12 protein-coding genes are annotated in these 13781 nt (G+C 63.7%); 7 read left to right on the forward strand and 5 right to left on the reverse strand.

Going from position 1 to position 13781, the window contains the following annotated elements; genetic code table 11:
• A partial coding sequence (locus tag ACP5H1_RS06970) for a hypothetical protein (protein ID WP_427973395.1) occupies positions 1 to 382 on the forward strand: 382 nt, incomplete at its 5' end.
• A gap of 47 nt (positions 383 to 429) precedes the next feature.
• Here the strand turns inward: ACP5H1_RS06970 and ACP5H1_RS06975 are convergent.
• A complete protein-coding gene (locus ACP5H1_RS06975) occupies positions 430 to 2463 on the reverse strand; it encodes an N-6 DNA methylase (RefSeq protein ID WP_427973398.1) in 2034 nt (677 codons plus the stop codon).
• Positions 2464 to 2605: 142 nt separating this feature from the next.
• On the opposite strand from ACP5H1_RS06975, the gene ACP5H1_RS06980 reads away from it, so the two are divergent.
• From ACP5H1_RS06980 to ACP5H1_RS06990, 3 genes are read left to right on the forward strand one after another with little or no spacing between them, the layout of a single operon-like run.
• Positions 2606 to 3808 (forward strand): MFS transporter, encoded by a 1203-nt coding sequence (locus ACP5H1_RS06980; protein WP_427973401.1) that lies wholly within the window; start codon positions 2606 to 2608, stop codon positions 3806 to 3808.
• 50 nt (positions 3809 to 3858) lie between these two features.
• On the forward strand, positions 3859 to 4578 hold the full coding sequence (locus ACP5H1_RS06985; protein WP_427973404.1) for an ABC transporter ATP-binding protein: 720 nt from the start codon (positions 3859 to 3861) through the stop codon (positions 4576 to 4578).
• Positions 4565 to 6022: a hypothetical protein gene (locus ACP5H1_RS06990; RefSeq protein WP_427973406.1), complete on the forward strand. Its 1458-nt coding sequence runs from the start codon at positions 4565 to 4567 to the stop codon at positions 6020 to 6022. The genes ACP5H1_RS06985 and ACP5H1_RS06990 overlap by 14 nt, the downstream gene beginning before the upstream one ends.
• Here ACP5H1_RS06990 and ACP5H1_RS06995 read toward each other — a convergent pair.
• Entirely contained in the window at positions 6013 to 8676 is a 2664-nt protein-coding gene (locus ACP5H1_RS06995) for an ATP-dependent helicase (protein ID WP_427973409.1), read from the reverse strand. The two genes, ACP5H1_RS06990 and ACP5H1_RS06995, sit on opposite strands and share 10 nt — an antisense overlap.
• 166 nt (positions 8677 to 8842) lie before the next feature.
• Positions 8843 to 9640, reverse strand: a complete 798-nt coding sequence (locus ACP5H1_RS07000) for a DUF2208 family protein (protein ID WP_427973412.1) — start codon at positions 9638 to 9640, stop codon at positions 8843 to 8845.
• 74 nt (positions 9641 to 9714) lie between these two features.
• Between ACP5H1_RS07000 and ACP5H1_RS07005 the strand changes: the two genes are divergently transcribed.
• Complete coding sequence (locus tag ACP5H1_RS07005; protein WP_427973415.1) at positions 9715 to 10833, forward strand: amidohydrolase family protein; 1119 nt, start codon at positions 9715 to 9717, stop codon at positions 10831 to 10833.
• Here ACP5H1_RS07005 and ACP5H1_RS07010 read toward each other — a convergent pair.
• Positions 10795 to 11148 (reverse strand): SCP2 sterol-binding domain-containing protein, encoded by a 354-nt coding sequence (locus tag ACP5H1_RS07010; protein ID WP_427973418.1) that lies wholly within the window; start codon positions 11146 to 11148, stop codon positions 10795 to 10797. The two genes, ACP5H1_RS07005 and ACP5H1_RS07010, sit on opposite strands and share 39 nt — an antisense overlap.
• Before the next feature lie 195 nt (positions 11149 to 11343).
• Between ACP5H1_RS07010 and ACP5H1_RS07015 the strand changes: the two genes are divergently transcribed.
• Both ACP5H1_RS07015 and ACP5H1_RS07020 read left to right on the forward strand, forming a co-directional pair.
• Entirely contained in the window at positions 11344 to 12534 is a 1191-nt protein-coding gene (locus ACP5H1_RS07015) for a thiolase domain-containing protein (RefSeq protein ID WP_427973421.1), read from the forward strand.
• 5 nt (positions 12535 to 12539) lie between these two features.
• The gene (locus ACP5H1_RS07020; protein ID WP_427973423.1) at positions 12540 to 13079 is read left to right on the forward strand and encodes a Zn-ribbon domain-containing OB-fold protein; all 540 of its coding nucleotides are present in this window, start codon (positions 12540 to 12542) and stop codon (positions 13077 to 13079) included.
• Positions 13080 to 13115: 36 nt separating this feature from the next.
• On the opposite strand, the gene ACP5H1_RS07025 is transcribed toward ACP5H1_RS07020, so the two are convergent.
• Positions 13116 to 13472 carry a hypothetical protein gene (locus ACP5H1_RS07025; protein ID WP_427973425.1) on the reverse strand — a complete coding sequence of 119 codons (357 nt, stop codon included), beginning with the start codon at positions 13470 to 13472 and terminating at the stop codon, positions 13116 to 13118.
• Between the last annotated feature and the right edge of the window lie 309 nt (positions 13473 to 13781).

Below are 13781 nucleotides of genomic sequence, written 5' to 3' on the forward strand. Positions count from 1 at the left end.
GACCGTGATAATAAAGGGGCTGATCACCCAGGCCGATGAATTAATCGTTAGCGGCAGCATATGTAAAGGTGACCGCAAGTTCAACACCACCTTCATACTGGACACCGGCTTCAGGGGAGAGGACGTCGCAATCCCTTTCAACATCTCACAGGAGCTCGGGCTAGAGCCCTCAGGCGAGAGGGAGGCCGACTCGCCCGTAGGTACTATCAAGCTTGAGGTAGGGGACGACGCTGAGTTATGCTTAGGAGACAAGGTATACAGGGTGTCATATGTGCTCCACTACGGCGCTTACCCTTTGATCTCCGTCACGTTCCTGAGGCGGGCTTCTAACGCCGTCGCAGTCAACTTCGCTGAGGGCATCGTGTTCATCTCGCTCAGATGACGCGAGCCGCCGCCAGGCGCTGCGCGGCTCGAGTAGCAGGCCCCGCCTCAACGCTTGGGCGTGCCTGCAAGCCCCTCGAGCGACTCCCCAAGGAGCTCCTGGAGGTCCTCGAGCTCCCCGTCCCTGGCACCCACGGCCTCCATTACCGGCCCATCTATGGCGAGCCTCTGCCCGCCGCCCACCTGCTCCCTGAGGGGCGGCAGCCTCTGCCCCGCGAGCCCGGCTATGACCTCCTCCGCCCTCGACCTGAGCAGCCTGCAGGCCTCCCTGCTCGGGGCTGGCAGCCTGAGGTAGTCGTCCTCGAGGAGCCTGCTCCAGCCCTCGCTTATCTTCCTGCCCGCGTGCACCAGCATGAGTATGAAGGGCGTGCTGTTGAACCAGAGCGTCAGCAGGGGCGAGCACTCCCCGTCAGTTACCAGGTAGAAGTTCTTGGTGGCGGATGCTGGCCTTGCAGTTGCCACCGCGAAGACCCCCCTGCCCCTGAAGGCAGGGTCCACCTTGTCTGGCAGGAAGAGGGTGGCGAAGGGCCCCTTAGCCTTGACCTGCCTGTAGACGTGGCTGAGCCAGGAGGCGCCGAAGGCCTTAGCCGCCGCCGACGCAGCCCCAGAGCTGAGGCCCCACTCCGCATACTCCCTCACGCCCTCCGGCAGCCCCTCCCCCTCGGGGACGCTGAGGAGGTAGTGGTCGGCATCGACCACCAGCCTGTCAGCGTAGAGGGCCGGCCTCCTGAGCGCGGGCACCAGGTACCTCCTCGGGATCTCGAGCTCCCTGACACCGTCGCTTATTATTATGGAGTCCTCGCCCTCCCCCGCGACCCTCCAGCGCCTGTTGGGTATGAGGAAGAAGTCGGGGCCGTACATTTCTACACCTCTCAGCATGCCGCCCCTCCCCAACACCTCCCCCATGGGCCTGAGCCTGCCCGAGGAGGTGGCCCTGGAGATGAGCTCCAGGAGGGGCCTCAGCCTCCCCACCTCGAAGAGGGAGAGCCAGTTGAAGTCAAGCACTGGAGGCGCGCTGGCAAGGTCAACGTAGGAGGCCCCAGGGGCCCTGACAGCGCCGCCCGAGTAGCTCACGGGCCCGTCGCCCAGGGTTATGAAGGCCGTGGCCCCGCGCCTCCTGGACTTTGAGGCGAGGAGGATAACCTCCTTGAAGCCGCTGCCCACTGAGAAGGCGGCCTGGCCCCTGCCCTGGGCCAGGGCCATTACATAGTAGTTCTCCCTGAGGAACCTCTTGACCCCCTCGCCGTAAATTGTGTAAAACGTGGAGGCCGGCAGGACCGCCGCCAGGAGCCCGTTGTACCTTAGCACGCCGTCGGCCAGGAAGAGGGCCAGGGCCTGGAGGTTCACCTGTCCCCTGGTAACGTACCTTGAGTAGCCGGAGGCCTCTAGGAGGCCCTCGAGGAACCTCCTGTAGCCCCTGTCAAGCAGCTCCCACCTGGTGAAGGGAGGGTTAGTGATGACCACGTGGGCTGAGTTGCCTTCAAGCCCCGAGGGGCCGAGGCCCACTAACCTGAAGGAGTCGCCGCACCTCACCTCCACCCTGTCGGCGCCGCAGAGGCTCACCAGCAGCGAGTAGCCCTGGAGGCAGGCCAGGGGGTCCCTCTCCACGCCAATCAGCTTGGCCACCCTGCCGCAGCCCAGGGACCTCGCCAGGCTCAGCAGGAGGGCGCCGGTCCCCATGAACGGGTCCGCCGCCACGGCGCCGCTGACGCCCCACTCGTCCAAGTACTGCGCGGCAACTGATGACATGAGCTCGGCCCACCTGGGGCCCGTGTAGTAGGCCGCCAGCTCCTTCCTCAGGCCGTCCTCCATGAGCTCTGGGACCTCGTATGGGTCTACCTGGCGGTCGCCCCTCCTAAGGCCGCGGGCCGCCTCAAGCGCCGCCTTCAGGTCAAAGCCAGGCCTCAGGCCCAGCTTAGCCAGCGCCTCCCTGACCTCGGCCTCCCCGCCGAGGGACTCCAGCAGGAGCGACAGGGACTCCACTATGATGCCGTAGGCCCTGGATGGCCTCGAGTAGCTGTCCGGGCTTAGGGTAACCTGCTCCTCCTCAGCTCTCGCCGTCAGGGCCGCTCCCAGCTGCACGGCGCCGTGGGGGCCTTAACCTTACAGGGCGGGGCCGCGGCCCTTACCCGCCCGTCCCGCGATTTCATCAACCGTTTTATGCTCGCTCACGGCCTCGCGCAGCGCTTATTAACACCATCCCTTAGCCACCTCTGGGACCGCCATGACGCTCACGAGGGACCAGAGGCTGGTGCTGCTATCCACAACACTTGACATGTTCCTGGAGGGAGTCTTCGTCACGCTTCCCTCGGTGTCGGCGCTTCTCTCATCGGTGCCCCCCTGGGCAGCCCCGCTGGTGTTCTCAACCATACCCGTGGGCACGCTCATAGGCAACCTGGCCCTGGGCAGGCTCACTGACCTAAGGGGCAGGAAGTCAACGTACATGGCCATGCTCGGCGTCTACGCCCTTGGTGCCCTGCTGATACTCGCCTTCAACAGCCTCTACGCGGTCCTCGCGGGCCTGCTAATAGCTCAGACGGCCATGGGGGGCGAGGTCCCCATAGTGCTGAGCTACATAGTTGAGAGCGCCCCGGCCGACATAAAGGAGAGGCTGGTGGTGCTCATAACTAACGTGGGCAACGTGGGCGCCGTGGTGATATCGGCCCTGGCCCTGGCCTTCGGCGGCCTCTCGGCGACCTCCGGCAGGATAGCCATAGGGGCCCTGATAGCCGGGGCCATAGCTGTAATGGCAGTGACCCGCTCCATGGTGCCGGAGTCGAGGCCCTGGCTCTCCCTGAGGCCTGAGGAGAGGGGCAGGGTGGTCCTCGGCGCAGAGGCAAGGCTTTGGCTCGCCCTGCTCACCCTCATGGCCATCTCCTCCGTGCTGACCTTCGGCCTGCTGGCCCTCAGCATAGGCCCCGAGGAGTTCCCCTCCCACGCCCTTGAGATTGTCATGCTCTACTTCGTGGGCGAGGCCATAGGCGGGCTGGCGGCCGCGGCGGCCATAGAGAGGGTTGGCTCAAGGGCCTTCACGCTGGCAAGCTTCGCCGGGGGCTTCATCACCTCGCTGGCGGCCATACCCGCCCTCAGGGCGGGCCTGGCGCCCTTCATGGCGCTGCTCCTCGCCAACGGAGCCTTCACTGAGGCCGTGTGGGCCTCGAGGAACGTGCTGGAGTCCCTCTCGTTCCCCACAACATTCAGGGCCACGGGGATAGCCATGGTCAGGGTGGCGCCGTACGTGCTCATGCTCGTGAGCTTCTTCGCCACGGCAGGCATGGGGGCCGTCAGCTTCCTGTGGTATGCCACAGCAATGTGGGCCCTCGGCCTGGCCGCCTCCGCGGCCTGGATGGCAAGGGGCAGGGAGGTCGTGGGCTCCCCGGTGGCCATAAGGCCCGAGGACCTCGACAGGCTGAGGAGGAGGGCCTAGCCTTACAAAGGCTTTATAGCCTCGCCTCACCCATCACCTTGGGAAGCCCCTTGGCCAACGCTATCGAGGTCAGGGACGTAGTTAAGTTCTACGGCACCGTGCCGGCACTGAGGGGGCTCAGCTTCGAGGTGCCTGAGGGCGGCAGGTACGCCCTCCTCGGCCCGAACGGGGCGGGCAAGAGCACGACGCTCAGGCTGCTGGTGGGCCTCATGAAGCCCGACAGGGGCGAGGTCAGGGTCCTCGGCAGGGACCCCTCGGAGGACTACGGGGTGAAGGCCCACATAGGCTACCTGCCGGAGGACGCCACGCCCTACCTGGCGCTCACGGTCAGGGAGAACCTTGAGTACATAGCTGCCCTCAGGGGCCTCGACGACCCCAGGGACAGGGCCGAGAAGATGATGGACCTGCTGGGCCTGAGGAAGTACGAGAACTACAGGGTGTCGGCGCTCTCCAGGGGCAACGTGCAGAAGCTGGCCATAGCCCTGGCCATAATCCACGAGCCCAAGGTTGTGTTCCTCGACGAGCCCCTCAACTACCTCGACATACCAACCCAGGAGGAGGTCATAGGGGTGCTCAGCAGGATGAACTCCACCATGCTGGTCTCTACTCACATAATGAGCGTGGCCGGCAGGCTTACAGATCACATAATAATGATAAGCGGCGGGAGGCTGGTCTGGCAGGGGACCTTCGACGACCTGAGGAGGATGGCCAGGGAGGAGGAGCCCGTGGAGAGCGTCGTGGCGAGGCTGATGAGGAGTGCCGAGGCTTAAGCTCATAGCCTTCGTCGTTAGGACCAGGATCTCCAGGCCCCTGCTTATAATAACCCTGGTGATGCTGTTCTACGGCGTCATGAGCGGCGCCTACCTCTACGCTAACCACATAGAGCTCCCGCCTGGCGAGGTTGCCCAGGAGAGGACCATGGCGGTCATATACTCGGCCATTGTCATATTCCTCGCCTCGCTGCAGGGCGGCGTCACTGTGATAAAGTCCGACAGGGACTACCTCTTCACCCTCCCCATAAGCAGGGGGAGCCTGGCGCTGTCGCTCTACATAGGGCAGATGGTGCTGAGCGGCCTCCTGGCGGTTGCCTGGCTGGGCTGGTACTTCCCGTTCATAGAGGTGCCCCTGGGGTACGCGGCAGTAGACATGGTCCTCTTCGTGCTCCTGCTGACGTCTCTGACGGCTTCAATAGCCGAGCTTCCCGCCAAGAGGAGGGTCGCGGTGGCCGCGGCCCTGGCGGCGTGGTCGATATCAACCCTGCTCAGGAACCCTGTGAGCCCCTCCGGGGTCTTCAACGGCTACTACCTGGCCGGCACCGCCACGCTTGCGGCCCTCTCCCTTGGCCTCACCTCCTACGTGGCCACGAGGCTCGGCAGGGCCCCGCTGCTCTACGGCTACTCCCCGGTCGTCAGCGAGGGCAGGGGGCAGGTGGCCTCGAGCACGCTCTCCTTCGCTGGCGTCAGGGGGCTCAGGGCGGAGCTGAGGATGAAGCTGAACACTCTCACCATAACTGGGAGGGTTGGGGGCTTCGGCGCAGGGGGCTCGAGGTACTTCAGCCGCACGGTAAGCGTCAGGAGGTTCATGGGCTACATGTCGATCGCCGCCGCGGCCTACCTGGCAGTTGGCGTGGCCCTCGTGGCCCTGGGCCTGGTCCCGCGGGCCCCGGGCAACGGGGTGCTCTTCGGGCTCCTCTTCGTGCCTGCCATAGCGGTTGAGGCCTTCTTCATAGGCTCCAGCGCCTCCCAGGTGGGGAACGAGAGGCCCTGGCTCGCCTTCACTGCCGTGGACCCGGGCACCTACATGTGGCTCGGCGCCCTCTCCTGGTCCCTCGTGGTCTTCCTCGCCTCGCTCCCCCTGGCGGCTGCCTACGTCACCCTCTGGCTCATGGGCCTCAGGGAGGCGGTCAACATGGTGCCCCAGCTGCTCCTGGTGGGCCCGGCCTTCTCGCTGCTCTCCTACGCCGCCTCAGCCTACCTGGCGGTGTCGCCGCAGGTGAGGAGCGAGGGGTTCATGCCTGGCCAGGTGAGGGCCAAGGGGCTGGTCATAACCTTCATAATTATAGTGCCCTTAGCCCTCCTCTCGCTCGCCGAGGCGTCGCTGAGCCTCAGCATTTACAGCGGCCTCGCCTCGCTCCTGATAGCTGCCCCGTTCATGGCCCTCAGGGGCTTCTGGAGGTCGGCCTCGAGGAGGATAGTGGAGGCTGGCTACGTGTGAGCCTCCTCGCCCTGGGCCTGCACGCCCTCCTCCAGGACCTTGCCCTTTGACCTCAGGTACTCCAGTATCCTGTCGTGGAGGTACGCCATTATCCTCTGCTTGTCCTCCATGAGCACCACGTCGCTGTACTCCTTTATGAACAGGTTGTGGGCGAAGGGCGACGGGTAGGGCAGCGGCCCCCTTACGGTTACCTTCACCTCGCCGTCCTCTATCCACCTGAGCACCCTCTGGGCGTCCTGTATGTCCATGTAGTCCTCCAGTATCTCCCTGTAGGTCTCCCTTATGACCGGGCTGTCGGGCATCTCCTCAAGCATTACGTCAAGCAGCTTCTGGGCGGAGAGCTGCATCCTCTCGGGGCTCCTCTCGTGCCCCCTGTACCTCCTCAGTATCATGAAGCTCCTCTGGGCCACGTGCCTGAACCTCCTCCTCATCATCTCCGTCCTCACCACGGCCCCCTCCAGGAGCTGCCTGATGTTGTCGCTCCTAACGGAGCTCAGCAGGTACCTTATGAGGCCCTCGTCTGGCTCCCTGCCCTCGTAGGTGAGCATGAAGGCGTTGTCCGTGACTGAGACCTTGACCGGCACGTTGAGCTTGTCTGACAGCACGGCGCCGTAGGCCCTCGAGAGGGCGTCGTTGGTCCTCCTGCCGAAGAGCGTGTGGAACGCTATGCTCCACTCGCCGTCATCGCCCTGGAAGTACTCTATGAGTATGTTCCTCCTGCCGGGCACCACGCCGGTGTAGGCCAGCTGCTCCCACACGTACTGGATCACCTCCTCGGCCGCGTGCGGCTCCAGCCTGTATTCCTCCATAAGCATCCTCCTGGCCTCGTCAACCCTGCCCTGGGCTATCAGCTCCCCCACCCTCTCCCTGAACTCCCCGACCAGGAGGGCGCTGTCGAAGGCCAGGGGGAGCATCTCGCTGAACCAGCTCGGCACGGTGGGCCTCTCGTTCTCGGCCGGCTCGACGTAGACCTTCATGCCCTCGGCCCTGAGGAACCTGTAGGTCTTGCCCCCGAGGACGAACACGTCACCCGGCTCAAGTATCTCCACGAACTCCTCCTCAAGGCTGCCTATGCTCCTGCCCTTAGATATGACCTTTATCTTGGCCTCGTCCGGTATGGTGCCGGAGTTCAGCTGGTATATCATCCTGGCGCTCCTCTTCCTGCCGAACTCGCCCAGGTCCTCGTCAAGCCTTATCTTTGAGTAGACCCCCTCGTCCTCGAGCCCCTGGCTCTTGCCGCCGAGGAAGCGGAGGACGCTCATGTAGTCCTCCCAGCTCAGCGTGTGGAACGGGTAGGCCCTCCTTATCACCCTGAAGGCCTCCTCCACCTTCCACGGCCTCTCTATTGACATGCCTACTACGTGCTGGGCCAGCACGTCAAGCGGGTTCCTGGGTATCCTCACGTTGTCTATCTTCCTCTCCATGGCAGCCTTGGCCAGCACCGCGCACTCGACCAGGTCGTCCCTGTTAACTGCCACCAGAACGCCCCTGCTCACCTGGCTCACGTGGTGCCCAGCCCTGCCCACCCTCTGGAGGAGCCTGCTCACGCTCTTCGGGCTGCTGAGGAGGACGACTAGGTCTATGTAGCCTATGTCTATGCCAAGCTCGAGGCTGGTGCTCGAGACCACCAGCTTGAGCTCGCCCCTCTTAAGCCTCTCCTCTACGTCAAGCCTGACCTCCCTTGAGAGGCTGCTGTGGTGGGCCTCTATCTCATCCATGTCCACGTAGCCCTTGGAGGACATGAGCTTCTTCAGCTTGAACACCACCCTCTCAGTGGCGCTCCTGGTGTTGGTGAAGACAAGCGTGGTCCTGGCGGTCCTCGAGAGCTCGGCCACGGTGTTGTATATCTCCTCATTTATCTTCTCCGGGTCGCCGTGTATGAGGTCCACCTTGGGTGTTATCACCCTTATGTCGAAGGGCTTGGCGAACCTGGCGTCCACCACCTCGACGGGCCTCGGGGTCCCATCGTCGTAGTAGCCGCCCAGGAACCTGGCGACCTCCTCCAGGGGCGATATGGTTGCCGAGAGGCCTATCCTCTGGAGCCCCCTGCCCTGGGCCTCGTTGACCAGCTCCTCGAGCCTCTCCAGCGTTAGGGCCAGGTGCGAGCCCCTCTTGTTGGAGGCAAGCTCGTGTATCTCGTCAACTATGACCCACCTGGCGGTCGAGAGCTTCTCCCTGAACTTCGGGGCCACGAGGCTTATGGCGAGGCTCTCGGGGGTCGTTATCAGTATGTGAGGGGGCCTCCTCAGCATCCTGGCCTTCTCGTTGGCCGGCGTGTCGCTGGTCCTCGTGGCCACCCTGACCTCCGGGGGCTGGAGGCCCATTGACTTGGCCTTCTCGTATATCTCGCCCAGCGGCTGGACCAGGTTCCTGTACATGTCGTTGTCCAGGGCCCTGAGGGGGCTGACGTATATCGCGTATATCTTGTCCTCCAGCTCCCCCCTCTCCCCCATGGCAAGGAGGTCGTCGAGTATTGCAAGGAAGGCCGCGAGCGTCTTGCCCGTCCCTGTGGGGCTTGATATTAGCACGCTCCTCCCCTGCTTTATTAGCGGTATGGCCTCCCTCTGGGGGTCCGTGAAGGAGCCGTACTTCTCCCTGAACCAGGCGGCCACGTAGGGCCTAAGCAGCGACAGCACCTCCTCGTCCTTCCGCATCGCCTCTCCCCAGGGCCCTGGGACGGGCCAATGCCCGTAACCTGACCCTGGGCCGGCCGGGGAATATAGGGTACGATACTTACTCCTTTCCCTGGAGGTCCCCGCGGCCCTCCCCCTGAGGGCTGCCGCGGGTCCGACGCAGGAAGTGGGCACCGGTTTCCAAGCGCTAGGACTCCTGCCCCCTTGAGGGGGCCGGGAAGGCGGCCTTCCTTATTATCTCGTACAGCTTCTCGGGGTTCTTAGTGTAGAGCCTCAGCCTCGTCACGGTCCTCTTGCCCTGCCTCGTGAGCTCCACGAACCTCCTGTCCTTGTTCAGGACCACCTCTATGTCGGGGGGCAGGGGGAACCTTATGCCCTTTGTCGTGAACAGCCCCTTGATTACTATGCCCTTGTCGGTCACTGTGTAGGAGGTCGGCACGTTGAGGGCGGGGAGCTTCTTTACCCTGGAGAGCGACCACATCATTATTCCCTGGTTTATCACGAAGTACCCCTCAAAGTAGAGCAGGAAGGCTATGAACAGGAGGAGCCTGAGGTGCTCAACTCCCACGTCCTTTATCTGCCTCCCGAAGAGCTCCAGGGACAGGTAAGCGGCCAGGTCGGGCACGTGCTTCCACAGCACGAAGAAGTAGGCGAGTCCTATGAGTATGCCGAGCGTCGTGTAGAGGGAGAACTTAGTCTGCTCCTGCAGGTCAACGTATATCATGGTGTCCTTGCTCTGTATGGCCCTCGCGTTGTCCTCGTGGAAGAGCCTCTTGCCCGAGAGCACCTCGGCCGCGTAGGAGGACTTCTCGTTGAGGCCGCTGCTCATCAGTATGCTCTGCACAAACATGCTTATAGCTATGAACACGAATATAAGCAGGAAGAGGTACATGTTTACGCCTATGACGACCGCCAGGGCGCTGTAGATCAGTATGTAGAGCTGGTTCAGCGCCACCATTCTGTCCATCTTCTCCATGTAGGCCATGGCTGAAGCCTCCGCTCTCTACTCCGGGGCCCGGGATTAAAGACTTAACATGCCAATGCCCTCAGGCCCAGGCGGTGAGCCAAGTGCACCTGAGGGCCTCCCTCGCGCTCATAGGCGACGACCTGAGGGCGGTCAGGGACGTCTGCGTCACGGTGGACGATGATGGGGTTGTCGAGTCCGTGGAGGGCTGGGGCAGCTGCCCGTGGGACTCCGCAGGGGGGACGTGGGCCGCCCTCCTCCCCCAGCCGGCCAACGCCCACGTGCACAGCGCTGACGGCCGCTTCCCGGAGTTCGGCGTTGACCTGGGCCTTCACGAGCTCGTGGCCCCTCCTGATGGACTCAAGTACAGGCTCCTCTCCACGCTCAGCCCCACTGAGACGGCCCTGGACATCTGGAGGACCTACAGGGCGGCCTACGAGCTCGGGGTCGGCCTCCTGGTCGACTTCAGGGAGGGGGGAGGCCTGGGGTGCCTCGCGGCCCAGAGGGCCAGGTCGATGGTGCCTGACATGGACGTGCTGGTGCTCGGCACCCCAGGGCCCTCGTTCCCCGGCTGGTGTCAGGGCCTTGGGCTCTCCAGCCCCCTCGACTACAGCGAGGGGGTGCTGAGGGCTCTCACGTCGCAGCTCAGGCCGTCGTTCACCCACGTGGCCGAGGACCCCGAGAACAGGAGGGAGGGGGACCTTGAGGTGGCCCTGAGGGCCGGCTTCACTGCAATAGTGCACGGCACCCACCTCTCGCGGGACGACCTTCAGGCCATAGCAGAGAGGGGAGTAGCCCTTGTCATGTGCCCCAGGAGCAACATGTGGCACGGCCTCAGGCCCCCTCCCGTGGCCGACGCCATAAGCCTCGGCGTCACCCTGGGCCTGGGGAGCGACAACGCCGCCTGGAACCTGCCCGACCCCTGGGGGGAGGCCGAGGAGGCCATGCTCATAGCCAGGTCCCAGGGCCTCAGGGGCGCCCCCGCCGCCGTCCTGGAGGCCCTCATGGTTGGAGGCTACAGGGCGGCGGGCCTTGAGCCGAGGACCGTCGAGGAGGGAAGGAAGCTCCACGCGGTCCTGGTCGACGCCTACAGCACGGGCATACTCTCGGCCGCTGACACCGCCTCGGCAATAATTAGGAGAGCCAGGGCCGGCCTGGCCCTCAGGGCTGACGGCTCACGCCTCGCTTACCTTTCCAAGGCCGGCATCTATTAGCTTCTTCAGGTTTATTGTGTCAAGCACGTCCCCGGTTATCTTCAGCTGCCCTCCCAGGAAGGCCTTCATGGCGTCGAGCTGGCCCGACATCATCTTCTCCAGCACGTCGGAGGTCGTGGTGAGGGTCGCTATTGGCTTCGGGTGCCTCCCCTCGACCACCCTGAGGGCGCCGCCCTTTATCTCAACGTAGAAGTCGCCGAGGCCCTGCACTGAGAACTGGTATACCTTGTCCCAGCTCCTTATCTCCGGCACCTCCTCCACGGCCCTCGAGAAGAGCTGCTGGAGGGCCTTTCTAACATCGTCCAGTGTAACCAAACTCCCACCGGGGCTGGGGTGGCCGATGTAGGTAATAGCCCTGGATGGGCGAGCCGCAGTTATGGGCTCGCCTTGGCCCCTTTTAAACCCCTAAGCCTTGGGGACTGTTTTAAAGGGCCCCACGCCTTGATGTATCTAACTTCCCAAGCCTTAACACATAAGGCCCTCATGCCTTACACTTAGCCAGGTGAGCGCTTGAGGAACGTGGCAATAGTGGGATACGGCCACGCGAAGTTCGGGGTCAGGAACGAGGTGAACCTGGCCGAGCTGGCCTATGAGGCCATAAGGGAGGCCCTGGAGAAGGCAAACCTGGAGCCTAAGGACGTGGAGCACGTGGTAGTCTCAAACGTGGGCGGCTGGAGCAGCGAGCCACTGTCGGCCGTCGTAGTTGCCGAGTACGCCGGGCTCTCCGGCAAGCCGCTGCACAGGGTGGAGGCGGCCTGCGCCTCGGGCTCCTCGGCACTTGCCTCGGCGTATGAGGCCGTGGCCTCGGGCATGGCAGACATAGCCCTCGCGGTCGGAGTTGAGAAGATGAACGAGAGCCCGACCCCCAACGTGGTGGAGTTCATAGGCAGGGCCGGCAACTACTTCTGGGAGTTCCAGAACTTCGGCCTGACCTTCCCCGGCTACTACGCGCTCTACGCGACGGCCTACATGAACAAGTACGGGGCCACCGAGGAGGACTTCTGCAAGGTCGCCGTCAAGAACCACTACTACGCCAGCATGAACCCCAAGGCGCAGTTCCCAAGGAAGATAGACCTGGAGACGTGCATGAGCAGCAGGTACATAGCCTGGCCCTTAAAGCTCTACGACTGCTCGCCCATAACGGACGGGGCCGCCGCCGTGGTCCTTGCTAGCGAGGATGTCGCAAAGAAGCTGACGGACTCGCCCGTGTGGATACACTCCATAGGCATAGCCTCGGGCACCGCCAACCTGTCCAAGAGGGAGGACTTCACCGGGCTCCTGGCGGCCCAGCTGGCTGCCAGGGCGGCCTACAAGGTGGCCGGCCTTGAGGCTGAGAACACCGCAAGGTACTTCGACGTGGCCGAGGTCCACGACTGCTTCACCATAGCTGAGGTCATGGCCTACGAGGACCTGGGCTTCGTGAGGCGCGGCGAGGGCTACAAGCTTGTCAGGGAGGGGCAGACCTACATAGGGGGCCTCATACCGGTCAACCTGAGCGGGGGGCTCAAGGCCAAGGGGCACCCGCTGGGGGCCACGGGGATAAGCATGGCCGTTGAGCTGACCAAGCAGCTCCTCCACGAGGTCGAGCCAGGGAGGCAGGCAACCATAAACAAGGGCATGGCTGTGGCGCACAACGTCGGCGGCACCGGCCACTACGCCTACGTGACCGTGCTTGGCCTCGAGAAGCCCAGGGGGAGGTGAGGGGCTTGAGCCAGAGGCAGGAGGCGGACGCCTACCTAAAGCAGCTTGAGGCCTATGCCAACGCTATGAAGTCGTCAGTCGGCGTCCCGGTCATAGTGGACCCCAAGACCAACGTGGCCACATGGTACGACCAGAGGGAGATGAGGCTCAGGTTCCTGATAAGCGTAGAGAAGACTAGGAAGTTCTTCGAGGCCCTCAGCGAGGGCAAGGTGCTCGCCACCAGGTGCAAGCAGACGGGCGAGGTCTTCTTCCCGCCGCAGGTCGACTGCCCCAGGGTCAAGGACGGCGAGGTTGAGTGGGTTGAGCTGCCCAGGGAGGGCGAGCTGGTGACCTACACTGTGATATACACTAAGCCCTACAGCTTCGGCCACTACGACGACTACACGGTGGGCATAGCCAGGCTGAGCAACGGCGTCCAGGTGCTGGCCTGGGTCAGGGAGAGGGACCCCAAGAGGCTGAGGGTCGGCATGAAGGTCAGGCTGGAGGTCGTCAAGAGGGAGCCGGAGGGCTACCTCACCTACGAGCTCGTGCCGGAGCAACCTTAGCTGACTTTTTGCAGGCCGCCGCCCTGCGGCCGGCCGCTAGCCTATGACCTTGTTGGCCGCCAGCAGGTCCTTCATGGCGGCCGAGTAGGAGTACTCGCTGTAGTACTCCTCTTCAAAGGCAGGCCCTGTCTCGTTAACCAGTTGCCCCTGCTGGTTCACGTAGGAGACCCCAATTACCCTGAGCCCGAGGTAGTAGGCCCTGACAGCGACTATGTAGCCGTGGATGGCCGCGTTGCTGACGTTCGAGAGCATCGAGAACGTGGCCGCGGCGTCGCTCACGCTGTTAAGGTCCAGGTGCTCAACTACGTAGATGGTGACGTTGGCCGCCTCCTCGGCCGCCGTGGGGCCTATGTAGACGCTCGGGAACCAGGGGCTGTCGGAGATCCCCCTCACTATGACCCACGGTATCCCGAGCCTCGAGTTACGTAGGCGAAGCCCATGCCCTCGTTCTCCCCCGCGTCGGTCTCGTAGAGCGCGTTCTGCTGTGCCACCCAGGACAGCGGCTCCGTCCACTGGTTGGCCGAGCCTATGACCCCCACTATGACCCTGGGGTCCTGAGGACCCTCTCGAGGGCTGAGGGCGTGACCGGGGTGCCGTTGACGAAGGATGCCCTGACCCCATGGCTAAGGCCTAAGCTTGCCCCGCCGTGGGCTGCCAGGAAAGAGCCGCCGAGGGACAGGCCCACAAGAAAGAAGACGACCG

The sequence above is a fragment of the Acidilobus sp. genome (assembly GCF_049973875.1).
Classification (GTDB): Archaea; Thermoproteota; Thermoprotei_A; order Sulfolobales; family Acidilobaceae; genus Acidilobus.

Excerpts from the sequence above, each read along its gene's own strand:
- ACP5H1_RS06995 (WP_427973409.1), bottom strand. The coding sequence starts at position 8,676 with ATGCGGAAGGACGAGGAGGTGCTGTCGCTGCTTAGGCCCTACGTGGCC.
- ACP5H1_RS06980 (WP_427973401.1), top strand. The coding sequence starts at position 2,606 with ATGACGCTCACGAGGGACCAGAGGCTGGTGCTGCTATCCACAACACTT.
- ACP5H1_RS07000 (WP_427973412.1), bottom strand. The coding sequence starts at position 9,640 with ATGGCCTACATGGAGAAGATGGACAGAATGGTGGCGCTGAACCAGCTC.